Origin of the sequence: Cyanobium sp. Maggiore-St4-Cus, assembly GCF_024345615.1 — a bacterium.
In the GTDB taxonomy this organism is placed as follows: domain Bacteria; phylum Cyanobacteriota; class Cyanobacteriia; order PCC-6307; family Cyanobiaceae; genus Cyanobium_A; species Cyanobium_A usitatum.
The window spans coordinates 194,748-217,475 of the sequence record NZ_JAGQBL010000005.1 but is presented as its reverse complement, the minus strand read 5'-3'; the positions used below and the strand labels follow the sequence as shown (position 1 = coordinate 217,475).

26 protein-coding genes and 1 pseudogene are annotated in these 22,728 nt (G+C 65.1%); 14 read left to right on the top strand and 13 right to left on the bottom strand.

Annotation, left to right across the window (positions count from 1 at the left end; all coding sequences use genetic code 11):
* Positions 1-241, bottom strand: a pseudogene (locus tag KBY99_RS06850) (photosystem II D2 protein (photosystem q(a) protein)); the annotation flags it as partial.
* Positions 242-470: 229 nt separating this feature from the next.
* Between KBY99_RS06850 and KBY99_RS06845 the strand changes: the two are divergent.
* Together KBY99_RS06845 and KBY99_RS06840 are read left to right on the top strand one after the other, a co-directional pair.
* Complete coding sequence (locus KBY99_RS06845; RefSeq protein ID WP_254942912.1) at positions 471-1,022, top strand: photosystem I assembly protein Ycf4; 552 nt, start codon at positions 471-473, stop codon at positions 1,020-1,022.
* A complete protein-coding gene (locus KBY99_RS06840) occupies positions 1,022-1,765 on the top strand; it encodes a peptidylprolyl isomerase (RefSeq protein ID WP_409996540.1) in 744 nt (247 codons plus the stop codon). The genes KBY99_RS06845 and KBY99_RS06840 overlap by 1 nt, the downstream gene beginning before the upstream one ends.
* Here KBY99_RS06840 and ilvN read toward each other — a convergent pair.
* Entirely contained in the window at positions 1,762-2,292 is a 531-nt protein-coding gene (ilvN, locus tag KBY99_RS06835) for an acetolactate synthase small subunit (protein ID WP_106633134.1), read from the bottom strand. The two genes, KBY99_RS06840 and ilvN, sit on opposite strands and share 4 nt — an antisense overlap.
* A 36-nt stretch (positions 2,293-2,328) precedes the next feature.
* A complete protein-coding gene (locus tag KBY99_RS06830) occupies positions 2,329-3,303 on the bottom strand; it encodes an alpha/beta fold hydrolase (protein WP_254998169.1) in 975 nt (324 codons plus the stop codon).
* Between the two features lie 112 nt (positions 3,304-3,415).
* On the opposite strand from KBY99_RS06830, the gene KBY99_RS06825 reads away from it, so the two are divergent.
* From KBY99_RS06825 to KBY99_RS06810, 4 genes are all read left to right on the top strand, one after another.
* The gene (locus KBY99_RS06825) at positions 3,416-4,468 is read left to right on the top strand and encodes a N2,N2-dimethylguanosine tRNA methyltransferase (protein ID WP_409996539.1); all 1,053 of its coding nucleotides are present in this window, start codon (positions 3,416-3,418) and stop codon (positions 4,466-4,468) included.
* Between the two features lie 23 nt (positions 4,469-4,491).
* Positions 4,492-4,593, top strand: a complete 102-nt coding sequence (petM, locus tag KBY99_RS06820) for a cytochrome b6-f complex subunit PetM (protein WP_106633132.1) — start codon at positions 4,492-4,494, stop codon at positions 4,591-4,593.
* A gap of 80 nt (positions 4,594-4,673) precedes the next feature.
* Entirely contained in the window at positions 4,674-5,636 is a 963-nt protein-coding gene (locus KBY99_RS06815) for an NAD(P)H-binding protein (RefSeq protein ID WP_254998166.1), read from the top strand.
* 66 nt (positions 5,637-5,702) lie between these two features.
* Positions 5,703-5,918, top strand: coding sequence for a hypothetical protein (locus KBY99_RS06810; protein ID WP_254936629.1), 216 nt, complete (start codon positions 5,703-5,705; stop codon positions 5,916-5,918).
* A gap of 6 nt (positions 5,919-5,924) precedes the next feature.
* Here the strand turns inward: KBY99_RS06810 and KBY99_RS06805 are convergent, their stop codons facing one another.
* Positions 5,925-6,608: a pseudouridine synthase gene (locus tag KBY99_RS06805; protein WP_254998189.1), complete on the bottom strand. Its 684-nt coding sequence runs from the start codon at positions 6,606-6,608 to the stop codon at positions 5,925-5,927.
* Positions 6,609-6,805: 197 nt separating this feature from the next.
* On the opposite strand from KBY99_RS06805, the gene infA reads away from it, so the two are divergent.
* Positions 6,806-7,072, top strand: coding sequence for a translation initiation factor IF-1 (gene infA, locus KBY99_RS06800; protein ID WP_094560946.1), 267 nt, complete (start codon positions 6,806-6,808; stop codon positions 7,070-7,072).
* A gap of 67 nt (positions 7,073-7,139) precedes the next feature.
* Here the strand turns inward: infA and trxB are convergent, their stop codons facing one another.
* The 3 genes from trxB to KBY99_RS06785 form a co-directional block, all read right to left on the bottom strand.
* Positions 7,140-8,519: a thioredoxin-disulfide reductase gene (gene trxB, locus KBY99_RS06795; RefSeq protein ID WP_254998165.1), complete on the bottom strand. Its 1,380-nt coding sequence runs from the start codon at positions 8,517-8,519 to the stop codon at positions 7,140-7,142.
* A gap of 143 nt (positions 8,520-8,662) precedes the next feature.
* Entirely contained in the window at positions 8,663-8,899 is a 237-nt protein-coding gene (locus tag KBY99_RS06790) for a hypothetical protein (protein ID WP_254998164.1), read from the bottom strand.
* Between the two features lie 112 nt (positions 8,900-9,011).
* On the bottom strand, positions 9,012-10,469 hold the full coding sequence (locus KBY99_RS06785; RefSeq protein ID WP_254998161.1) for a DEAD/DEAH box helicase: 1,458 nt from the start codon (positions 10,467-10,469) through the stop codon (positions 9,012-9,014).
* Positions 10,470-10,596: 127 nt separating this feature from the next.
* Here KBY99_RS06785 and KBY99_RS06780 point away from each other — a divergent pair, with 127 nt between their 5' ends.
* The 5 genes from KBY99_RS06780 to KBY99_RS06760 all read left to right on the top strand — a co-directional run bounded on the left by KBY99_RS06780 (position 10,597) and on the right by KBY99_RS06760 (position 14,743).
* On the top strand, positions 10,597-10,785 hold the full coding sequence (locus KBY99_RS06780) for a hypothetical protein (protein WP_127432044.1): 189 nt from the start codon (positions 10,597-10,599) through the stop codon (positions 10,783-10,785).
* A gap of 103 nt (positions 10,786-10,888) precedes the next feature.
* Complete coding sequence (locus tag KBY99_RS06775; protein ID WP_254998159.1) at positions 10,889-12,022, top strand: NAD(P) transhydrogenase subunit alpha; 1,134 nt, start codon at positions 10,889-10,891, stop codon at positions 12,020-12,022.
* Positions 12,022-12,327 carry an NAD(P) transhydrogenase subunit alpha gene (locus KBY99_RS06770; protein WP_106633123.1) on the top strand — a complete coding sequence of 102 codons (306 nt, stop codon included), beginning with the start codon at positions 12,022-12,024 and terminating at the stop codon, positions 12,325-12,327. The genes KBY99_RS06775 and KBY99_RS06770 overlap by 1 nt, the downstream gene beginning before the upstream one ends.
* Complete coding sequence (locus KBY99_RS06765; protein ID WP_254959678.1) at positions 12,327-13,754, top strand: NAD(P)(+) transhydrogenase (Re/Si-specific) subunit beta; 1,428 nt, start codon at positions 12,327-12,329, stop codon at positions 13,752-13,754. The genes KBY99_RS06770 and KBY99_RS06765 overlap by 1 nt, the downstream gene beginning before the upstream one ends.
* Positions 13,751-14,743 (top strand): alpha/beta fold hydrolase, encoded by a 993-nt coding sequence (locus KBY99_RS06760; RefSeq protein WP_254998188.1) that lies wholly within the window; start codon positions 13,751-13,753, stop codon positions 14,741-14,743. The genes KBY99_RS06765 and KBY99_RS06760 overlap by 4 nt, the downstream gene beginning before the upstream one ends.
* On the opposite strand, the gene KBY99_RS06755 is transcribed toward KBY99_RS06760, so the two are convergent.
* Both KBY99_RS06755 and KBY99_RS06750 read right to left on the bottom strand, forming a co-directional pair.
* The gene (locus KBY99_RS06755) at positions 14,691-15,065 is read right to left on the bottom strand and encodes a (2Fe-2S) ferredoxin domain-containing protein (RefSeq protein ID WP_254998158.1); all 375 of its coding nucleotides are present in this window, start codon (positions 15,063-15,065) and stop codon (positions 14,691-14,693) included. The two genes, KBY99_RS06760 and KBY99_RS06755, sit on opposite strands and share 53 nt — an antisense overlap.
* On the bottom strand, positions 15,062-16,312 hold the full coding sequence (locus KBY99_RS06750; protein ID WP_254998157.1) for a 1-deoxy-D-xylulose-5-phosphate reductoisomerase: 1,251 nt from the start codon (positions 16,310-16,312) through the stop codon (positions 15,062-15,064). Before KBY99_RS06750 ends, KBY99_RS06755 begins: the two co-directional genes overlap by 4 nt.
* A gap of 44 nt (positions 16,313-16,356) precedes the next feature.
* Between KBY99_RS06750 and KBY99_RS06745 the strand changes: the two genes are divergently transcribed.
* Both KBY99_RS06745 and KBY99_RS06740 read left to right on the top strand, forming a co-directional pair.
* Complete coding sequence (locus KBY99_RS06745; protein WP_254998156.1) at positions 16,357-17,052, top strand: RluA family pseudouridine synthase; 696 nt, start codon at positions 16,357-16,359, stop codon at positions 17,050-17,052.
* Between the two features lie 19 nt (positions 17,053-17,071).
* Positions 17,072-17,296 (top strand): hypothetical protein, encoded by a 225-nt coding sequence (locus KBY99_RS06740; protein ID WP_254998155.1) that lies wholly within the window; start codon positions 17,072-17,074, stop codon positions 17,294-17,296.
* A gap of 104 nt (positions 17,297-17,400) precedes the next feature.
* Here the strand turns inward: KBY99_RS06740 and cysS are convergent, their stop codons facing one another.
* From cysS to KBY99_RS06720, 4 genes are read right to left on the bottom strand one after another with little or no spacing between them, the layout of a single operon-like run.
* The gene (gene cysS, locus KBY99_RS06735; protein WP_254998154.1) at positions 17,401-18,852 is read right to left on the bottom strand and encodes a cysteine--tRNA ligase; all 1,452 of its coding nucleotides are present in this window, start codon (positions 18,850-18,852) and stop codon (positions 17,401-17,403) included.
* An 11-nt stretch (positions 18,853-18,863) separates the two neighbouring features.
* Complete coding sequence (gene polA, locus KBY99_RS06730) at positions 18,864-21,938, bottom strand: DNA polymerase I (RefSeq protein WP_254998153.1); 3,075 nt, start codon at positions 21,936-21,938, stop codon at positions 18,864-18,866.
* A gap of 41 nt (positions 21,939-21,979) precedes the next feature.
* Complete coding sequence (locus KBY99_RS06725) at positions 21,980-22,372, bottom strand: HEPN domain-containing protein (RefSeq protein ID WP_254998152.1); 393 nt, start codon at positions 22,370-22,372, stop codon at positions 21,980-21,982.
* Positions 22,369-22,707: a nucleotidyltransferase domain-containing protein gene (locus KBY99_RS06720; protein ID WP_254998151.1), complete on the bottom strand. Its 339-nt coding sequence runs from the start codon at positions 22,705-22,707 to the stop codon at positions 22,369-22,371. Before KBY99_RS06720 ends, KBY99_RS06725 begins: the two co-directional genes overlap by 4 nt.
* Positions 22,708-22,728 lie beyond the last annotated feature (21 nt).

Genomic DNA, 22,728 nt, shown 5'->3' with positions numbered 1-22,728 from the left:
GGGTGCTGACGGCGGCGGTGAGGAAGTTGCAGCCCTCTAGGTAGGAGCTGGCAATTCCGTGGGTGTACCAGGAAGTGACAAAGGTGGTGCCGGTGAGCCAGCCACCCAGGGCCAGATAGGCCGTGGGGAACAGGAGCAGACCAGACCACCCCACAAATACGAAGCGGTCGCGCTTGAGCCAGTCATCGAGGACGTCGAACCATCCCCGTGCTGCTGGCGCGCGCCCTACAGCGATCGTCATGATGATGAAACGGTGCGGGAAACCCGCGGAGGCTGTGGGATTACCGGGCGATGGTAACAACGCTGAAGCGGATCGCGAGACCGGTTGAAACGGGCTGACATGGCTTTCTCTCGCTGGGCTTTCGCAGCTGATTTCTGACTGTCTTTTGCTTCAGTTCTGAGCGCTTGGTCTTGATCAGCCCAGCTCCCCCGACGACCGGTCAGGATGGCGCCATTCCTTGCTCCAGGTCATGGCCTCCCCCCAGGCTCCTGCCCCCTTGCTTGAGCTGCCGGTGCTGGGCTCAAGGCGCCTTTCCAATGTGTTGGTTGCCTTGGTGGTGACCACTGGCGGGATCGGCTTCCTACTCACCAGTGTCTCCAGCTATCTCGGCACCGACCTGCTGCCGATCGGCCACCCCGCCGAGCTGGCTTGGCTGCCCCAGGGGTTGGTCATGGGGCTCTATGGGCTGGCCGCCATGGCGCTGTGTGCCTACCTCTGGGTTGTGATCGGCATCGACGTTGGCGCGGGTAGCAACCGCTTTGATCGGGATGCTGGTGTGGCAACTATTAGTCGCCGCGGCTTTCGCCAAGAGATCACGGTGGATATCCCTTTGCGGGAGATTCAGGCGGTGAAGGTGGAGGTGCGCGATGGCCTTAATCCTCGGCGTCGCCTGGCCCTCAAGGTGCAGGGCAGGCGGGATATGCCTTTGACCAGGGTTGGCGAGCCCATGCCCCTGGCCGATCTGGAGTTGTCTGGCGCCCAACTTGCCCGCTTTTTGGGCGTGCCGCTGGAGGGGGTTTGATGAATACCAACCTGAAGACTGGCAATTTCATGACTGGCAACTGGTGGAGTCGCTGGCTCCTGGGGGGTTTGTTGTTGCTAGCGCCCCTATCTCTGGTCGCCTGTGCGGCTGATGGTGGCAGCAGCCCTGTGGGTTGCAGCACCGCCAGCACCCCCTGCCTCAGCGGTACGGCCACAGTCGCACTGCAGACCAGCAAAGGTGAGGTGCAGCTGCAACTAGATGGTGCTGCTGCGCCGCTGACGGCGGGCAATTTCGTTGATCTAGTTCAGCGTGGCGTCTACAACGGCACCGCTTTTCATCGAGTTGTGCGCGAGCCTGTTCCTTTTGTGGTGCAGGGCGGCGACCCCACCAGCGCTGATCCAAAGGTGCCAGCCAGCCAGCACGGCCTGGGCAGTTTTGTGGATCCAGCCACGGGAATACCCCGTCTGATTCCCTTGGAGATCAAGCGCAGCGACGAAGCAGAGCCGCGCTATGGCGAGCCTGTGACGGCCCCAGGAGCTACCCGCCAACTGGCTTTGGCCCATCAACGCGGAGCTGTTGCCATGGCCCGTTCCGCCGATCCCAACTCCGCCAGCGCCCAGTTCTACGTAGCCCTGCAGGCCTTGCCTGAACTGGATGGCCGCTACGCCGTCTTCGGCAGGGTGAGTAAGGGCATGGAGGTGGTCGACCAGATCAGCCAGGGCGACAAGATCGTCAAGGCCACGCTGGTGTCAGGCGGGAAGTTGGTGAAGGGAAATCCCTAGGCGGGTACCCGCTTGCTTGATGCGGTGACCTTCAGGAAAGCCGTGTTGACGCCCGAAGCCCGCTCCAATGCCACCTTGCCGGTGCGGGCGATTTCAAGGATCCCGTAGCTCTCCATCACTTGTTCGAGGGCGACGAGCTTGCCCGGATCGCCCACCACCTCAAGCGTCAAGGCGTCATCGGCCACGTCGACCACATTGGCGCGGAACACCTGCACCAGATCCAGGATGGCGCTGCGGGTTTCGGCAGGAGCCGACACCTTCAGCAGCATCAGTTCCCGCTCCACGGCAGGTATGTGGGATAGATCAATCACCCCCAGCACGTTGACCAGCTTGTCGAGCTGCTTTGTCATCTGCTCGAGGGTGTGATCGTCGCCTGCGACCACCATGGTGAGCCTGGAAATGCCAGCCTTTTCAGCGGGACCCACCGCCAAGCTTTCAATGTTGAAGCCGCGGCGGGCGAATAGGCCGGAGATGCGGCTGAGGGCACCGGATTCGTCTTCCACCAACACCGAAAGGGTGTGTTTCATCTCCTGAGGGACCTGTGGCGCTGGCTGCATTCCAAGTTACCGCCCAGGCCCAGAAAGGGTCTCGGCGGCTGGCAATTGGTCAAGCCATTGAAGTAAGGCGGCATTAAAGGCGTCGGCATGTTCGTCATGGGGACAGTGGCCACTGTTAGGCAGCACCGTTAGGGGTAGCTCGGGCCGCAGCCGCCGCACCTGCTGGGCCACCTGAACGGGCACCAGTCGGTCGCGCTGCCCCCAGATCAAAAGCAAGGGACGCCCCAGCCTTCGCAGCAGGGCTGGGGCGGTGGCCCCGTGGGGCCGCAGGGCCATGGCGATGCTCATCGCCCGCAGGGCCCGCACCGCTCCAGGCCGCCGGGCTGGCCTGGCAATCAGCCGGTGCAGGTCCCTGTCGCCGATCACCGCTTCGCTGTAGGCCGACTGAATGCCTAAATCCAGCAGGGGCGAGTGGGCAATCAGGGGCACCAGTAGCTCCAGGGGGAGCAGCCGGCAGAGCAGGGTCACGAGCCAGCGCTGCAGCCGGCGTTGCCAGGGCCGGCGGCGGGGTGGGCTGCTGCTGTCAGCCAGCAGCAAGGTTGGGTCGGGTAGGGGGGCTGCCACAACAGCTCGCACCAGCTGGGGAAAAAACACGGCACAGCTGAGAGCCACCAGACCGCCGAGGGAATGGCCTACCAGCACGGCTGGCCCCTGCACCACCTGCTCGAGGAAGGCCTGCAGCTGCCTGGCCCAGAGGCGGTTGTCCAGTCGCAGGGACGGTTGGCTTGAGGCGCCGAAGCCGATTAAATCAATGCCGTAAACCCGCCAGCCGGCTGCAGCCAGCACCGCAGCATTGCGGCGCCAGTGGCCGCTGCCGGCGGCGAAGCCATGCACAAGCAGCAGGGCCGGGGCATGTTCTTCACCCAGCACCCGCCAGTGGCAGCGCTCACCTCGCCAGAGCCAATCGGCGTGTATGCCCCACTCCGCCCCTGAGCTGCCGTCCGCCGCGGGTGGAGGTGCAGGCTGGACTGTTGCAGCCACGGTTGATCTCCTGAGCCAGCACACTGACGCTCACTATTGCGAAGGACGGGCTCGCCTGTTGCCCGGTGCCGGTTTTTTTAGGCCGGAGTCTCGTCCTTCTCGGGATCTGGGGGTGCTGCTCGCCCGCACGCTGGCGGCCCGTGGGCCCTTGCGGGTGCTCGATGCCATGGCCGGCTGCGGCATCCGGGCCTTGCGCTATGGCCTGGAGGCCGGAGCCACGGCGGTGTGGGCTAACGACGCTGATCCGGATCGGCTGCCTTTGCTGCGTCAAAACCTGGCATCCCTGGCGGGTTTGCGTTGCAGCGCCCTTACTGCCCAGCACCTGCTGGCGGATTGCCTGCAGCGCCAGGAGCGTTTCGAGCTCCTAGACCTGGATGGCTTTGGCTGCCCCACGGCCCTGCTGCCCCTAGCGCTGGAGGCGGTGTCCTTCGGCGGTGTGCTTTACCTAGCCAGCACCGATGGCCGCTCCCCCACCGGCCACGACCGCCCGGCTGCGATCCGGTTGCTGGGGGCGGCGGCCCGGGCCCATCCCGCCAGCTGGGAGCTGGCCCTGCGCCTGCAACTTGGCAGCGTGGCTCGAGCGGCCTGGGCCTTGGGCCGGGGCATCGAGCCCCTATTCAGCTTCAGTGAAGGGCGCACCTTTCGCAGCGCGGTGCGCCTGCGCCGCCGCAGCGAGCCAGGGGAGGAGCATCACCTCGGCATGCTGGCCCACTGCCATGGCTGCGGCGATCAGCAGGTGCAACCACTGATTCGCCTGCGTCAGTGGCAGCCCTGCCATTGCCCAGCCGGCGAGATTGCGCCGCTGGCGATCAGCGGTCCTCTGTGGATCGGCCCGTTGCAGGAGCCTGAGCTGCTGGCTGAAATGCAGGCGTTCGCTGAGGTTGATCCAGGGGCAAACCTGAGTACGGAGGGGGCTCGCCTGCTTGCCCGTCTGCTTTCTGATAGGGGACTGCCGGCCCGCTGCTGGCCGATGGCCGAGATCGCGCGCCGCCTTAAAGGGGGGGCGCCACCGCTGCTCAGCCTGGTGGCGGCCCTGCGGGCGGGGGGCTGGTCGGCCCAGGTCAGTGGGGTGATGCCGGGTCAGCTGCGCAGCGATGCAGCCTGGTGCGAGATCCTGCAGACCGCCGCTCAGTTGGTTGGAATGGCCACTGACACTGCTAAATAGGATGGACTCCCTTTCACTTCGCCATGGCTGCTGAAATTTTCGGTACCGCAGCTTTGTTTTGGATACTGATCCCCGTTGGTCTTGCCGGCGGTGCCCTGCTGTTGAAGCTGGCCGACAACGACTGAGCTCCAAAGGCCAGTCAGAACCCCCTGCTCCCGGCTCGACCCGGCGGACACCTAGGCTCGGGCCCGCTTGAAGGTTGCTAATGCAGGTTTTGGTGGTTGGCGGAACGGGCACCCTGGGCCGGCAAGTTGCCCGCCGTGCCCTCGATGCAGGCCATCAGGTGCGCTGCATGGTGCGCTCCCCCCGTAAGGCCGCTTTCCTGCAGGAATGGGGCTGCGAGCTCACCCGGGGCGATCTGCTTGAGCCTGAAAGCCTGGCCTATGCCCTGGAAGGTCAGGACGCAGTAATAGATGCGGCCACTGCCCGCGCCACGGATTCCGCCAGCGCTTACGACATCGACTGGAAAGGCAAGCAGAATTTATTCGCCGCCTGCCAGGCCGCCTCGGTGAAGCGTCTGGTTTTTGTGTCATTGCTAGATGCGCACCAGCACCGCGACGTGCCCTTGATGGACATCAAGGCCTGCGCCGAAGACTGGCTGATGGCCTCGGATTTTGATTACACAATCCTGCGCGGCGTTGCCTTCATGCAGGGAGTGATCAGTCAGTTTGCGATTCCCGTGCTGGAAAGTCAGACGGTTTGGGTTAGTGGCTCGCCCACCCCAATCGCTTACATGAACACCCAGGACATGGCTCGCTTTGCTGTAGCGGCTCTGGAGCGTGAGGAAACCGTGCGCCAGGCTTTTCCGGTGGTGGGTCCCCGGGCCTGGACCACCAGCGAAATCACCCAGTTGTGTGAGCGGTTCACGGGTAAGGAGGCCCGCACTTTCCGGGTGCCGCCTGCCTTGCTGGGGTTGATGCGCTCTGTGACCGGCTTCTTTGAGGCCAGCCTCAACGTGGCCGAGCGGCTGGCTTTTGAGGCAGTCACCGGTGGGGGCACAGCTCTAGATGCACCAATGGAGGCCAGCTACTCGGCCTTCGGGCTCGATCCGGCTGAAACCACCGGCCTGGAGGGCTATCTCAAGGAGTATTACGACACGATCCTGCGCCGCCTGCGCGAGATGGAGTCTGACCTCGACAAGGAAGCCAAGAAGAAGCTTCCCTTTTAAGACCTGGCACCCACGACTACGGCTACAAGTTCGCCTGTACTATTGGTTCGTTGCTTGGGATAGTGAATGTCGGTTGCCCAGATCAAAAACTTGCAGCGCCGCTTGGCCAACCTTGAGGCTGAGGCTACCGAAGAGCTCAATCGGGCCTGCGGCCACGAGCTATGGCAAACCCTGGGCTTCGATGCTTTCGATGGCCTCGATGATGCTGACCGGCGGGCCCGTGCCAACTACTACTACGGCCAGTTGCAGAGCGTGCGGGAGCTCAAGGACGTGCTCGGCTAAGCCGCCCTATCCGCCCCCAGCGCCCCGCCCTGATTTCCCGCCGCCGGCGCGGCCGCCCCGTCCAGGTGAGATTTTTCCCATGGCCCGCGACGGCTTAAGCAGCTGCTCGAGGCGCTGGCTTTCGGCTTCGTCCACCTCGCGCCACTGTCCCGGCGCCAGACCATGGAGTTCGAGCGGGGCGGCCCCGTCCATCAGGTCTATTGAGACCCGCAGCAGCCTCAGGGTGGGCAGATTTACGGCGGCCGTCATGCGACGCACCTGACGGTTGCGGCCTTCCTGCAGCTCCAGTTGCAGCCAGCTGGTGGGAATGGCGGCTCGCTGACGGATCGGTGGGGTGCGCTCTGGCAGGGATGGATCGCTGATCGCCTGGGCTCGAGCCGGCAGGGTGAGTTGCCCCTGAATCAAAAGGCCGCTGCGCAGCTGCTCCAAAGCCTCAGGGTGGGCAGCTGCCTCTCCTTCAACCTGCACCCAGTAGCGGCGCCAGTGGCCAAAGCGGGGGTCGGTGAGGCGCTGCTGCAGGCGGCCATTGCTGGTCAGCAGCAGCAATCCCTCGCTATCGGCATCGAGCCTGCCGGCGGCATAAACCTGCGGAATCGGGATGAACTCCGCCAAACAACGCCAGTCACAGCCGGCTTCTGGCGTGAACTGGCTTAAAACCCCGTAGGGCTTATGGAAAAGAAGGGTGGTCAGCGGCCTGGATTCAGCTGGCTTGACGGGCTTTCCAGAGGTTCACCACACCAATGGAGATCAGCAGCAGCCCCAGATCCAACGAAAGCGGCGGCAAAACCATGGTGGAGCCAAAACGGCACAAGTGAGTCAGACCCTATCGCCTGTCGGGCGGCAATTAAGCTATTCGGAACGATTGAACCTCCAGACAGCGCCCCCGCATGATCGAGACCTCCGGTGTGATTGAAAAAGAACAGGGAAACGGGTTTTACCTGGTGACCCTGGAGCAGCCGGCTGGTCACCAATGTCTCTGCCGGGCGGCAGGCAAGCTGACCAAATTCAGGATCAAGCTGCTGGCTGGTGACAAGGTGTTGGTGGAGATCAGCCCCTACGACCTAACCCGCGGCCGCATCACCTACCGGGAGCGCAATGCGGCTGCCGGCCCCCGTCCCGGCGGCAACCGCCCTGGTGGGCCTAGGCGGCGTTAAGCGCACCTTTCGGGGAAAGGCCCTTTGAGCGCACCTATCGGTGCGACTGCGGCGTTGAGCGCCCGCCTCAGACCGCAACGGCTAGCAGGGCTTCAATCGCGACTTTGAATTCGCTGCGCTGCTTGACGCCCTTAAAGGACTGCTTGAGCTCCTTGTTGTGGAACAGCTGCACCGTCGGGGTGCCGGTAACACCGGCTTGGCTGGCAATTTCTTGCTCGGCCTCGATGTCGATCTCCACGCCTTGGGCAGCTCCGCCCAGCTCATCGAGCACGCGCTTGAGCTGGGGCTTAAGCACGTGGCAGGGACCGCAGGTCGGCGAGGTGTAGACGACCAGCAGGGGCTTGCTGCTGTCGTGATAGAGCTTGCGCAGGGCAAAACCTCCCTTCTGCCATAGGGCTTCGGCGTCGTAGTTGTCGGCGTCGCTGGTGGCAGTGCGCACCGGTTCGCCGACGGTGGCCGGTTCTATTGGTTCATGGCTCACCGTGACGGCCAGGTCGTGATGGGTGAGCCAGCGCTCAGCTGCCAGGGCAGCCTGGCAACCACTGCCTGCTGCGGTGATGCCCTGACGCCATTCCGCATCGGCCACGTCGCCAGCGGCGTAGACCCCGGCGGCGCTGGTTTCGGGCCGGCCAGCCTGGGTGGCCAGGTAACCGTGGCTATCAACCTCCAGTTGGCCCTGCACCAGGCGGGTGTTTGGGGTGTGGCCAATGGCGTAGAAGAGGCCCTTAACCGGCAGCTCCTCGCTGGCGCCGCTGCTGGGATCCCTGAGGGTGATTGCTTCGAGCCAGTCGCTACCGCTGGCATCTGCCACTTGGCGGTTCCAATGCACGGTGATGGCGGGGTTGGCGAGCACCCGATCGGCCATGGCGCCACTGGCCCGCAGCTTGTCGCCGCGCACGATCAGGTGCACCTGGCTGCCGTATTTGGTCAGATAAACAGCCTCCTCACAGGCGGAATCGCCCCCACCCACCACGGCTAGTTCGGCTTGACGGAACTGGGGCGTGGCGCCGTCGCAGATCGCACAGGCGCTGATGCCCTGGCTCCAGAAGCGCTCCTCACTAGGCAGGCCTAGCCGGTTGGCACTGGCGCCGGTGGCCAGGATCACGGCCTGGGTGTCAATGGTTTGGCCTTCGGCAGTGATGCGGTAGGGCCGCTGGGACAGGTCGATCGCCGTGGCATCGGCCTCGATCAGACGGGTCCCCCAGCGGACTGCCTGGGCCTTCATTTTGTCCATCAGCTCCGGCCCCATGATCCCGTCGGGAAAGCCGGGGAAGTTCTCAACGTGGGTGGTGGTCATCAGCTGACCGCCAGGGATGCCACCGTCCTGGAAGCCCGTGATCAGCACAGGGCTGAGATTGGCCCGGGCGGCGTAAATGGCGGCGGTGTAGCCAGCAGGTCCTGAACCCACGATCACCAGGTTTTCGACTGAAAGCCCCGAAACCGTCATTGCTTAAGCGGATTGACTATGAGTTGAGCCTAGGAGATCGGCGCGGTCGCGGGAAGGAACGCCAAGGAGAACCTGGCGCAAAAGTCTTTAGATTTGCTTTAGAATTGAGTGCAATCTGCTGCGGATTTGCATCTCAAATTGGCTCATATTTCCAGGATGCCGTCGCTGGTGGGCCGGATTCCCTGGCCCAGGTCGTTTGGCACCATCAACACGCTTGCGGCAAGGAGTTCCGGGTGCTCTTCCAGGCAGAGCAGCCATTCTCGGAATTCCTCCGTGACCGCAAAGCTTTCTTCGAAATGTTCGAGGGCGTCGAGGGTGGCTCGGCGGGCCAAAGCCCAGCTGACAGCAACGGTTAGGCGGCGATTCACTGCGGCATCCATGCTCCCCTCTCCCTTGGATCAGACCACGCTGCCGGGCTATGGGCCCTGGGAAGGTATTGGTTGACACAACGTCGCATATTTGCGCTTAAACCTTGTATCGCTAAAGCAGTTTTCAGGCCGTTCGCTGCAGAAAACTCGGTAGCTCCGGCCCCATGCTGATCACCGCACCGATCCTTGCTTCTACAGCTTGCAGGGGTAGGGAACCTCCCTGGTTACTAGCGAGTGAGACAGGCTCTGTAGCCACTTGCTTCGGCTTGATCAGGTAGGGCTCGCTGAGGGACCAGCTGCGGGCGTAGCTCATCAGCAATGGGTCGGCTGGCGCGAACACATAGGACGGCTGCCGCGGCACGGTCTCCACGGCGGCGCGTTGGCCATCCATGCGCACAGCCCTGGTGATGGCTTGTACAAAGCGGCTGCGAGTTACCACCGTGGTGAGGTAGGCAACTACCCGCAGTCTTGGGGCGTCAAAGCCCTCGGCGCACATATCAATGCTCACTAGCCAGTCCGCCTCGCCGGCCTGGAAGGCGGCCAGGCGGGCGCTGGCCTCCGGGTCCTGGGAATGGACCAGGTGCACCCGGTCGCCCTCCTCCTCCAGCAGCCCGGTGATGCGCCTGGCATGGGCTATGTCGCGGGCGATCACCAGCCCGCCCGCCTCGGGGTGGCCGGCCCGCACCCGCTCCAGCCTTTGACGGGCCTTGAGCAGTAGCCGCAGGGCGATGCTGCTGGCATCTCCGAGTTGAATGGCGCGGCGCAAGTTGCGGGCTCGCCAGCTCTCCCGCGCTTCAGCCGAAAGGGGCGAGGTTTCGGTGTCGGCGGAGGCCTGGGGCCTGCCGTGCTCGACCCAGCCGTCCTGGAAGCGAAATTCCAGGGGGCGCACATCGCCGGCCAAGATCAGCTGACGGGGTTCCACGCTCAAATCGGGGGCGATGCGTTCGATCACCTGATCTCCCTCGCGCACTTTTACCCGTCGGGCGGCGCAGAAGGCCAGGTTGTCGGCGCGGAAAGGGGTGCCGGTGAGGCCGAGTCGCAGCTGGGCTGGAGCGGTGAGCTGGCTGAAGGCGAAACCCCAGGCAGCAGCCTCTGGTTCATCCGGATCCAGGCCCAGGTGGTGCACTTCATCGGCAATGGCCAGCCAGCTTCCCAGAGCTATGCGGGGTAGGGCTGCCTCGAGGGCTAGGCGGTGCCTGGCCGTGCACTGATAGCTGAGCAGCAGGCCATCCCAGTTTGAATTTGCTTCGAGGGCTGATAGCCCCTGCTCCGGGTCCCACTCCAGCAGGCGCAGATTGAGGCGCTCCGCAGCTCCCAGCCACTGACGGGCGATTGAGCTCCGGTGGCAGAAGATCAAAAAGCGATCGAGCCTCCCCTCCCGCTGCAGGGTTATGAAGCTGAGCAGGGCCCCCAGGGTTTTGCCCGCACCCGGTCCTGCATGGATCAGCACGTCATGGCCGCCAGGCTGGTGGTTGAGCAGGCGGGCTCGCAGCAGCTGGATCAGGCGGCTCTGCCACTGCCTGGGTCGCACGGCGGTTGTTGTGGGCGGCGGGATGCCCAGGTCGAAGGAAGGAAATCCCATCACGCCATTGTGGCCAGAGGTGCCCTGGCGTCAGCAGGCCACCTGCAAATGGGTGATCTGGCCTATGGGCTTATGGCCCAGCGTGCCTAGTTTCAGTTCAACCCCCGGCTCCCCTGTTGTTTTCCCCATGGCGAACTCCTGCCCCGATCCGGATGCCTGGGCCTGGGCTCCCGCCTTGCAGCTTTGGCATCTAAACCGCTGCTGGGCTCTTGAATGCGACATCGATCCGATGATCCTGCGGGCGCGCCAGCTGCGTCACCAGGGCGCCTTGCCGCAGGCCAGCTGCGTTGAGCAGGAGTTGCTTCCCCTGTTTTGAGCTCCACCTGGCTTGGATGGGCAACTGCGCACATTTGCTGCAGTTGTGTTGCTCAGGCGAGGGGAGACACCCCCTAATAGATCTATGGCCTCCGGGGACCCACTTGGCTGAAGTATTGATCCTGCGGGAACGCAACCCGGGTGAGTGTCGAGTTGCCGCAACTCCCGAAACCGTTCGCCGGCTGCTGGCCCGGGGGCTGACGCTGCAAGTTGAGCAAAGAGCTGGCTTGGCGGCCGGCTATGCCGACCATGAATTTGAAACGGCTGGAGCCCGTCTTGTTGCCCCAGGCCCCGAGTTAGGCGCTGGCGTCGATGCGGTGCTTTGCGTCAATCCACCCGCTGCCGAGGTGCTGGATCAGCTGCGGCCCGGCACCCTGCTGGCTGGTCTGCTCTCCCCCTATGGCGCCATCGCCCTAGTGGAACAGCTTCAGTCCCGGCGGGTGTCGGCCTTGGCCTTGGAGCTGCTGCCCCGGATCAGCAGGGCCCAGTCCATGGATGTGCTGTCGTCCCAGGCCAACATCGCCGGTTACAAGGCGGTGCTGCTGGCGTCTGCAGCCCTAGATCGCTACGTGCCGATGTTGATGACAGCGGCGGGCACAATTCAGCCGGCTCGGGCCCTGATCCTGGGCGCAGGGGTGGCGGGGCTGCAGGCTTTGGCAACCGCCCGGCGTCTTGGCGCGGTGGTCTATGTCAGTGATGTGCGGCCTGCGGCTAAGGAGCAGGTTGAGTCTCTGGGTGGCAGGTTTCTTTCCCCACCCGAGCAGGAGGAGCGCCCAGCTGAAGCCGGCGGCTACGCCAAGGCGGCTAGCGAAGCCTTTCTGGCTGCCCAGCGCCAGCAGTTGGCCGATCAGCTGGCCCTTGCCGACATGGTGATCTGCACCGCCCAGGTGCCGGGCCGGCGAGCACCCCTGCTGATTTCCGATGAGATGCTGGCGGGTATGCGCCCCGGCTCAGTGGTGGTGGATTTGGCCGTGGCCCAGGGCGGCAACTGCGCCGGCACGGTCTGCGGCCAAACCGTGGAGCGCCACGGCGTGCGCCTGATTGGTGGCGATGGCCTGCCCAGCTCCGTTGCCAACCACGCCAGCGCCCTTTACGCCCGCAACCTGGCGGCCCTGGTGGAGCACGTACTGGGCGAAGACGGCTTCCAGCTCGACCAGGAGGACCCGATCGTGGCCGGCTGCCTGTTCACTCACGATGGCGCCTGCCGTTTCCCTGACCTCGTTTCCGGAGCTAACTGATGAGTGCCTTGACCCAAGCCCTCTGGGTGCTCTTGCTGGGCAGCCTTTTGGGACTCGAACTGATCGGCAAGGTGCCTCCCACCCTGCACACCCCTCTTATGAGTGGTGCCAATGCGATCAGCGGCATCACCGTGCTGGCTTCGCTCACCCTGATCGCCCAGGCAAATGACCAGCTGCCCCTGCTGGTGCTCGGCTCGCTTTCCCTGGGCTTTGCCCTGTTCAACGTCGTTGGCGGCTTCCTGGTCACCGACCGCATGCTGGCCATGTTTTCGCGCAAATCACCCCGCACCGGAGGGACCCGCTGATGGCTGGACTTGATCTTTTGCCCGCCCTGATCGATCTGGGTGCCGTGCTGTTGCTGGCCCTCGGGATCAAGGGCCTCTCCAAGGTGAGCACCGCTCGCTCCGCCAATGGTTTGGCGGCCCTGGCCATGGGCCTGGCCGTGCTTGGCCTGCTGATTCAGCAACCCCTCTCCCCCCAAGCATGGCTTTGGGTAGCGATCGGCACTGGCCTGGGCGGCGTGCTTGGCCTGATTACGGCCCAGCGGGTGCCGATGACTGCCATGCCCGAAACCGTGGCGCTGTTTAACGGCTGCGGCGGTATGGCGTCGTTGCTGGTGGCTCTTGGGGTGGCGCTGTTTAGCCCGGGGGAGGGCTCCTCCGGCCTGGTGGAGCAGATCTCGATCGTGATTTCGGTGTTCGTTGGTGCGATCACCTTCAGTGGCTCGATCGTGGCGATGGGCAAGTTGCAGGGCTGGATTGATACCCCCAGCTGGACCCAGAGCACCATGCGCCACGCCGTGAATATTTCACTGGCGGTGGCCTGCCTGGCCGGTGCGATTGCCCTGCCTGGCGATATGGCGGGAGCCCCTCTTTGGGTGCTGGTGGTGGCTTCTTCCCTACTGGGTATCGGCGTCACCCTGCCGATCGGCGGTGCCGACATGCCTGTGGTGATCTCGCTGCTCAACTCCTATTCCGGAGTAGCCGCAGCTGCAGCAGGTTTCGTCGTTGGCAGCCAACTCCTAATCGTGGCTGGCGCCATGGTGGGTGCTGCGGGCCTGATCCTCACCCAGGTGATGTGCACCGCCATGAACCGCTCCCTGGTGAGCGTCTTGTTTGGAGGCGCCCTTGGTGGGGCGGCACCGGTGGGCGGTGGCGGCGAAGAGGCCGGCTACACCCGCATCACCAGCTGCAGCGCTGAGGAATGCGCTCTTGCTCTTGAGGCTGCTGAGCGCGTGGTGTTTGTGCCCGGCTATGGCCTGGCAGTGGCCCAAGCCCAGCACGCCCTGCGCGAACTCTCCAAGTTGCTGGAAAACCACGGCGTGGAGGTGACCTATGCGATCCACCCGGTGGCTGGGCGTATGCCTGGTCACATGAATGTGCTGCTGGCAGAGGCCGATGTGCCCTACGAGCAACTTCTGGAGATGGACACGGTCAACCCTGAATTCCCCCGCACCGATGTGGTGATTGTGCTGGGCGCCAACGACGTAGTTAACCCAGACGCCAAGACCGATTCCACCAGCCCTCTATACGGCATGCCCGTGCTTGAGGTTGACCAAGCCCGCCAGGTGTTTGTGGTCAAGCGCAGTCTTGGAGCTGGCTACGCAGGTATTAAAAACGCCCTCTTTGAGCTGCCCCAGACCGCCATGGTTTTTGGTGATGCCAAGGCCGTGCTTAACGGCCTGCTCACCGAGCTGCGCAGCATGGGGGTGGGTAAGAAGGTGGCCGCCTGAAGGAGTCCGCCTCGACACCCCCTGTTTTTAAGCAACGCTGGCCCTGGATCGGCCCCGATCTCCAGACCCTGCGAGACACCCTCAGGCCGCCAAAGCTGCCCCTAGATCGCGGTGAACCGCTTTCCATTGCGGTGGGCGGTGATGCCTCCCTGCTGGCGCTGGTTGATTCGCCAGTTGCTGGGGCACCTAGGGCACTTGTGCTTTTACTGCACGGTTTGGGTGGATCGAGCGAACGGGAGGGGTTGCGGCGCATGGGCCTCAGCCTTCAAGCCGCCGGCTTCGCGGTGTGGCGCCTGAATTTGCGGGGTGCCGGACCGGGCCGGCCCCTGGCGCCGGGCACCTATGCAGCTCGTTGCGATCGCGACCTGCTGCCCGTACTGAAGTTGGCCCAGCAGCGGGCCGGTGGCCTGCCTCTTTTTGGGGTGGGTATTTCGTTGGGCGGCACGATGCTGCTCAATGCCTGCCTGGCTAGTCCGGGGGTGCTGGATGGTGTGGTGTGCACCAGCAGCCCGCTTGATCTAGCCCTTAGCTCGCAGCAGATCGAGCTGCCCCGCAACCGGGTGTATCAGCGCTGGCTGCTGCGCCGGCTCTGCGCCCAGACCCTGGCCGATCCATTTGGGGTGAGCGACGCTGAGCGTCAGGCGCTGCAGGGGCCAGAGCGGCCCCGCTCGATTCGCAGCTTCGATGCTGCTATCACTGCCCCTCGCTGGGGCTACGCCTCCGTTGACGATTACTACCGGGAGGCTTCGCCCCTGCCGCTTCTGCTTTCAGCATCGGTCGATTTGCCGCCGAGCCTGCTGCTGCACTCCCTCGACGACCCTTGGGTGCCGGCCAGTGGCGCCCAGCTCTTGGCCCAGCAGCACCTTCCTGGCCTTGATGTGGTGCTCACGGCCCATGGAGGCCATAACGGCTTCCATGGGGTGGGTGATGAGCCACTCAGCTGCTGGGGTGATCAGCTGGTGGCGAGCTGGCTCGAGCGGCAGCTTTGAGGCTCATGCGCTTGATGATCCACTGCTCAATCGGCTTGCCCCCGATCACGTGCTCCCGCAGGATTGGCTCGATCCGCGCCGGGCTGACGCCGCCGTAAACGACGCCTTCTGGCCAGATCAGCAGGATGGGGCCCTCGGCGCAAATGCGCAGGCAGTCGGCCTTGGTGCGCAGCACGATCCCCTCGGGCCGGGCCGGATCCTCGAGGCCCAGCTCCCGCACCAGGCGCTTGAGCTCGTCCCAGCTGGCGGCGCCAATGGCGGGATCGGGGCAGCAGAGCGCCTTGCTGGGAGTGGCGCAGAGCAGCAGGTGGTGCGAGATCACGCCGGCAACGCAGCCGGCGCCTTGGCCTGGAGCCGGGCTGCAGCCTCATGCACGGCCTGACGGGCCCAAGCGTCTACGGCCAGCACGTCGTCTAGGGAGGGATTGGCCATGAGATCGACTTGGTGGCGATCACACACCCCGTCGATCAATGTCGGGATATCGAGGAAGTGAACCCTCTCCTCGAGGAAGAGGGCCACGGCCTGTTCGTTGGCGGCGTTCATTACCGCCGGCATCGTGCCGCCGGCGCGGCCGGCCGCGTAGGCCAGCTGCATGCAGGGGTATTTGGCCGGGTCGGGGGCGCGGAAGCTGAGCTGGCCCACCTCGGTGAGATCGAGCCGGCGCCAGGGGGTGCTCAGGCGCTCAGGCCAGCTGAGGCAATAGAGGATTGGCAGCTTCATATCGGGCCAGCCGAGCTGGGCCAGCACCGAGGAATCGGCCAGCTCCACCATCGAATGGATGATCGATTGGGGGTGGATGACGATCTCGATCTGGTCGTAGTCGAGGCCGAACAGGTAGTGGGCCTCGATCACCTCCAGGCCCTTATTCATTAAGGAGGCTGAATCCACGGTGATTTTGCGGCCCATGCTCCAGTTGGGGTGGCTGGTGGCATCGGCCACCGTGGCCTTGTGGAGGTCTGCCGGAGCCCAGTCGCGGAAGGCGCCGCCGCTGGCAGTGAGCTGGATGCGGCGCAGGCCCGGGGTGGGGCTGCCGGTGGAGAGCCGCGCCGTCTCGGCGTAGGGGGTGCCTTGCAGGCACTGGAAGATCGCCGAGTGCTCGGAATCAGCCGGCAGCAGGCGTGAGCCGCTTTTCTCCAGCTCCGGCAGCACCACGGGCCCAGCGGCGATCAGGGTTTCCTTGTTGGCCAGTGCCAGATCCTTGCCGGCGCGTATGGCGGCCAGGGTGGGCAGCAGGCCAGCGCAGCCCACGATCCCCGTAACCACCAGGTCGGCCGTGGACCAGGCGGCGGCGGCGCAGAGGCCCTCAGAGCCCCCCAGCAGCTCGGGCATTCGGGCGGGCCTGGCGGCGGCTTCCAGGGCCTGCAGCCGCTCGCGCAGCTCGCTGACGCGCTCTGCATTGGCCAGGGCCACCACTTCGGGCGCATGGCGCTGGATCTGACTCACCAATAGATCCAGGTTGTTGCCGGCCGTGAGGGCCACCACCCGGAAGCGGTCCGGGAATTCCTCGGCCAGTTCAAGGGTTTGGGTGCCGATCGAGCCGGTGGAGCCGAGCACGGAGAGGGCTTTCACGGCGGCAACTCAAGTGGTGGCAAGTCTCCCATTGACCCTGCAGGATGCCCCGCAGTGATCCCGGCTGTTGTGTGCTCTATGCCGATCCCTGGCTGCTGGCCCTGCTGAAACCCTCGGGCCTGCTTAGCCAGCCGGGGCTTGGGCCCGAGCTGGCCGATTCCCTGATCAGTAGGGCCCAGGAGCGGTGGCCGGAGGCAAGGCTGGTGCACCGACTCGATCGCGATACCTCGGGGCTGATCCTGCTGGCCAGAGACGCCACCACCCATAGGGCCCTAAGTGCCGCTTTCGCCGAGCGGCGCGTGCGCAAGACCTACCTGGCCGTGGTGCAGGGGCTGCCTGCGGATCGGGGCGGGGTAATCAACCAGCCGCTAGCCCGGATCGCCACTCGGCCGCCCCGCTATGGGGTGGTGCCGCTAGAGCAGGGGGGCAAGCCGGCCCTCACCCGCTGGCGAGTGCTGAGGCGCTTCGAGGGCTCGACTTTGCTGTTGCTGCAACCCCGCACCGGCCGCTCTCACCAGTTGCGGGTGCACTTGGCGGCCCTTGGCCATCCGGTGCTGGGCGATCCGATCTACGGAGACCCCCTCTACGGAGACCACCTCTACGGAGACCCCGTCCCATCGCCACGGCTGCAGCTCCATGCCGCCGGTCTGCAGCTGCTGCATCCGGCCACGGGCAAGCCGCTGCATCTGCGCAGCCGTTGCTTTGGCGATGGGCTGGTGGGGGTGGATCCCCTTAACTGATCCCAGTTGAACTTTTCCCATGGCGGCACTGCCCGTGTGGCTGCAGCGCTGGAACTTCATCGACCGGGCCAAGCTCGAGCGCCAGCTCTGGGATGCCTTTGAGCGCCAGGAGGATCTGCAGGCCCTAGTGGATTGCTGTGAGCCGGGCTTTCAAAAGGAGGTGTGGACCACCACCCTGGAGCGGATTCGCAAGATCGAGCGGATGATGCAGGGCCGGCAGGCACCCGAGCCGAGCGAGGACTGAGTAGGGGCTTGCCCTCATTTGTTGCTTGGACTCTCCCGGGTTCTGTACAACTTGTACGGAATTCGGGAGAGTTGCTAAGGGGATTGCCCTACAGAGAGAGATTCTCAGCCCCGCAGCCATTCCGTGATGCCGCCAGGCCTGTCGATCAGCTCGATGCCCTGGGCCCTCAGGCCATCGCGGATGCCGTCGGCAGCAGGGAAATCCTTGGCGGCCTTCGCGGCCTGACGCTGATCGATTTGGGCCTGGATCTCGGCGTCGCTGGGGCCGGGGCTGGTGCTGCTGCTGCTGGTTTTGGCCTCGGTTTCGCTCTGGAGGCCAAGCACTCCGGCCAGTTCCAGCAGCAGCTGGCCTTGCTCCACCAGCTCTGGCGCCCGGGCCTCAGCGGCGGCGCTGCTGTCACCGCGCTCCAGCCGATTGGCGAGGGCTCGCAGGGGCTTGGCCAGCTCGAACAGCACCGCCAGGGCGGCGGAGGTGTTGAGGTCGTCGTCCATGGCGGCGGCGAAGCGCGCACGGGCGGCGGCTAGCTCTGGGGTGGCGCCAGGGTCGGCGCTTGAGGTGGAGGCGGCGAGGCCCAGGGCCGCGTTGAGACCCTTCCAGCCGGTGGCGGCGGCCTCAAGGGCGTCGGCGCTGAAGTCGAGCGGCTTGCGGTAGTGGGCCTGGAGGGTGAACAGGCGCAATGTCATCGGCGTGATGCCGGAATCGAGCAGGGCGCGGATGGTGGTGAAGTTGCCCAGGGATTTGGACATCTTCTGGCCGCCCACATTGACCATGCCGTTGTGCAGCCAATAGCGGGCCAGCTCGTGACCGCTGGCCGCCTCCGACTGGGCAATTTCGTTTTCGTGGTGGGGAAAGATCAGGTCGGCGCCACCGAGGTGGATGTCGATCGTGTCGCCGAGCTCCTCGCGCACCATCGCTGAGCACTCGATATGCCAGCCGGGCCGGCCTGGACCCCAGGGCGACTCCCAGCTGGGTTCGCCGGGTTTACTGCCCTTCCAGAGGGCGAAGTCGAAGGGGTGTTGCTTGCGGGCCTCCTCTGCAGTGGCCACCCGGCCGGCGGCGTTGTCCTGCTGCTCAGCCAGGTCGCGGCCACTCAACTTGCCGTAGCCGGCATGCTTCATCACGGCGAAATAGACATCACCATCGGCGCTGTAGGCGGCCCCCTTGGCTTCCAGTTCGGTGATCAGGCTGCGAATGGCGTCCAGGCTTTGGGTGGCCCGCGGCATACGGTCGGGCGGCAGGATGTTTAGTCGGGCCATGTCGGTCACGAAGGCCTCGATGTTGCGCTCACTCACCGCCTGCATCGAGCTGCCCTCCTCCGCTGCGCGACCCAGGATCTTGTCGTCGATGTCGGTGTAGTTCTGCACAAACGTCACCCGGTAGCCGCTCCACAGCAGGTAGCGCCGCAGCACGTCCCAGGCGATGTAGCTGCGGGCATGGCCCAGGTGGCAAAGGTCGTAGACCGTTACGCCGCAGCAGTAGATGCTCACCTGGCCCGGCTCGAGCGGCTGGAATTCCTCGATGCGGCGCGTGAGGGTGTTGGTGAGGCGCAGGGTCATTGAGCTGCTGGTTACTTGGCTTCCATCCAGTTAGGACCCACGCCCGTCTCCACCACCAGGGGCACCGACAGGGCCACGGCCCGCTCCATGGTTTCACGGGTCAAGGTGAGCACCGCTTCGAGGGCCTCGGGGGCCGCTTCCAGCACCAGTTCGTCGTGCACCTGCAGCAAAAGTCTTGCGGGTAGCTGGGCCGCCTCTAGCTCCCGGTGCAGCTGCACCATCGCCAGCTTGATGATGTCGGCGCTGGATCCCTGGATCGGTGCGTTGGCAGCAGCCCGCAACTGTTGGGCCTCCATGCCACCGCGGCGGGCCACCTCCAGGTCGATCTCGAGGGGATCCTTGCCGCGCAGGCGGCCCAGGCCATTGGGGTCGAAGTGGAATGGGCGGCGGCGGCCCATGATCGTTTCAACGTAGCCCCGGCTCAGGGCCAGCCGCTCCTGCAGCTCCAGGAAGGCAAACACCTTCGGGTAGCGCTGCTTGTACTTACCCAGAAACTCTTTGGCGTCGGCCTGGCTCACGCCCGTTTCCCGGGCGAAGCGCTGGGCGCCCATGCCGTAGATCACGCCGAAGTTGATCGTCTTGCCCAGGCGACGTTCATCCGGCGTCACGGTGTCCTTCTCCAGCAGCAGCCGGGCGGTGAGGGCGTGCACGTCGTCGCCGGTGCGGTAGGCCTCCACCAGCACTGCTTCGCCAGAAAGGTGGGCCAGGATGCGCAGCTCGATCTGGGAGTAGTCGGCGCTGATTAGGCTCCAGCACGCTTCCGGCAGGAAGGCCTTGCGGATTCGCCGCGAAAACTCGGTGCGGATCGGGATGTTCTGCAGGTTGGGGTTGCTGCTGCTCAGGCGCCCGGTGGCGGTGACGGCCTGGTTGAAATCGGTGTGCACCCGCCCGGTTTCCGGCTCCATCAGGGCCGGCAGGGCATCCACGTAGGTGCTCTTGAGCTTGCTGAGGGTGCGGTGCTCCAGCACCAGGGGCACCACTGGGTGATCGGTTTCGAGCTTCTCGAGCACGGTGGCATCGGTGCTCCAACCGGTTTTGGTTTTGCGCGATTTCTTGCGATCCAGCCCAAGGGTGTCGAACAACAGCTCGCCCAGTTGTTTGGGGGAGGCGAGGTTGAAGTCCACCCCGGCGGCGGCCTTGGCCTCGCCCTCAAGGCGATCCAGGGTGATTTTGAGCTCGGCGCTGAGCTCACCCAGGTAGGCGGTGTCGATGCGGATGCCGGTGGCCTCCATCAGGGCCAGCACCGGCTCGAGGGGCAGCTCCAGCTGGTCGAGCAGCTTGGGCAGGGCAGCGCCCATGGCGGTGAGCTCGCGGCGCAGCAGCTGGGCCAGGCGCCAGGTGAGGTGCACATCCATGCCGCAGTAAAGGGCGGCTGCGTCGATCGCCACGGCGGCGAAATTGGCGCCCTTGGGCACCAGCTCGCTGTAGCTGGTGGGGCTGAAGCCGAAGTTGCGCTCGGCCAGGGCATCGAGGCCGTGCTTGTCGCCGGCATCGCGCAGGTAATCGGCCAGCATCGTGTCCATCACCACCCCCTCCAGGGGCAGGCCGTGGCGCAGCAGGATCAGCCGGTCGTACTTGGCGTTTTGCAGGGCCTTGGGGTGGGAGGCGCTGGCCAGCCAGGGGGCCAGCGCCGTGAGCACCGCAGCTAGGGGCAGTTGCTGAATCTGTTGAGGAGGTTGTACATATGTACAACCTCCCGGAGCGCTTTCTGTTGAGGTTCCAGAAGGGATCTTCAGAAGCTCCTGGATGTCCCCGCTGGCTTGGCTCTGCTGCGCGGGGTGCTGCTCGGGAAGTTGGTGGCCGATAGGGATGTAGGCCAGTTCCCCCGGGCCATCTCCCCAGGCCAGGCCGACCCCAACCAACTCAGCCTGGAAGGGATTGAGGCTGGTGGTTTCGGTGTCTAGGGCCACGGGGCGGCCCGGATCTGTGCAGCCGTTGAGGTGCTGCACCAGGGCGGCCAGGGCCTCGGGGCTGGTGACCAGCTGGGGCTTGAGGGCTGGCAGGGCTGGGGCTTCTTCAGGGGGTTTCGCCTCTGGGCTGCCGCTAGTGGCGGTTTGGGCGGCGGCTGTGACGGCTTTGCCGCCCGCGGGGCTGGATCTCTCGCTGGGCTGCGGCGGCACGGCCGAGAACAGCTGGGCGAAGTTGGGCACCTGTTTCACCAGGCTGTACAGCTCCAGCTCCTCCAGGCTGCCGGCCAGGGCTTCGGCCTGCACGGCCCCCAGCTCCAGCCGGGGCTCGCTGGGCAGGGGGATGTCGATCAGGATTTCGGCCAGCATCCGCGAGCGGTAGGCGTTGTCTTTGTCGGCGCGCAGCTTGTCCACCAGGGCTCCCTTAAGCACGCCCTTGGGGTCTTTGGCCTTGGGGCCCGCCTGTTCGAGCGCCTCCAGCGCCGCGTAGATGCCGTCCACATGTTCAAACTCTTTGAGGAGGCTGATGGCGGTCTTGGGGCCCACTCCCTTGACGCCCGGGATGTTGTCGGAGCTGTCGCCCGTGAGCGCCTTGAGGTCGACCACCTCTTCGGGGGTGACGCCGAGCTTGGCGATCACGCCCTCGCGGCGGATCTCGCTGGGGCCACTGTTTTTGGCGTAGGGGCCGCCGCCCATGTAGAGCACGGCGATGTCGCGCTCGTCGTCGACCAGCTGGAACAGGTCGCGGTCGCCCGAGAGGATCCGCACCCGCCAGCCGGCGTTGGCGGCTCGGTTGGCCAGGGTGCCCAGCACGTCGTCGGCCTCGAAGCCCGGTGCCATCGCCAGGGGGATATCGAGGCTATCGGCCAGGATCTGCTGCAGGTTGGCCAGATCGGCGAAGAAGTGCTCCGGCGCCACATCCCGGTGGGCCTTGTAGGCCGCATCGGCCTCGTGGCGGAAGGTGGGTTCGGCCGTGTCGAAGGCCACCACCAGTCCATTGGGCTTGAGGCCTTTGCAGTTGTCGAGCAGGGCCTTTAAGAAGCCGTAGGTGACGCTGGTGGGCACCCCCGCCTTGGTGCTCAGCCCCCCGTCGCCCCCCTTAGCGAAGGCGTAAAAGCTGCGGAAGGCCAGGGAGTGGCCGTCGATCAGCAGCAGCAGGGGCTTGGTGCCAGGGGCCACGGTGCTGCCAGGGTTGATGGGTCGGGTCAGCCTGCCAGAGCTCAGGCTTGCAGTTGGGTCATGGCGATCCGCACCACGGCCTCCGCAGTGCCCAGGGCAGTGCTGCTGTCATTGGCATCGAAGAGATCAGCCGGCGCCTCATCTCCTTGTGGGTAGCGGCTGGCGCTGTTCATGCGCGTGAGCGCCTTGAGATGCAGCTCAGCCAGGTCTGGGAGATCCAGGCCCTGCTGTTGCAGCAGTTCCACCAGTTTTTCGAGGGAGTGGCTGTAGGGCGGGGTGATCCCGGCTGCCAGCACCAGGGCCTTGAGCGCCTTTTCGGCGGCCTGACCCGCCAGGTAGCAGGCCTGGGCATGGAACCCCTGGCCGGCCGTGAAGCGCGCTGCCTCCAGATCGTTTTGGGCCTGGCGGATCCAGGCTTCAACCCGGGGAGTCACGGCTGATCCAGGCGCACGGCGTCGCGGCCGATGGCCCGCCAGTAGGGATCGTCACCCTGCTTCAGTTGCTGCCAGCGCTCCTGGGTCAGCGCAAGCACGTCGTCACCTAGCCGTGCCTCAAGCAGCGCATCGGCCAAGGCATCTGCGGCCACCTGGGTGGGGGCGATGGCCAGCAGGTCTACGTCGGAATAGGCGTCCCAGTCACCGCGGGCTAGCGAGCCGAACAGCCAAATCTCAGCGTTTGTCCAGCCGGCAGCTGTGGTGGCTGCTCCTTGTCGTAAGGCAGAGAGCCGCTCCTGGCGGCGTGAGTTGCGAATAGCGGCCAGGCTTGCCATGGACCCAGATTAGGAGCTGTG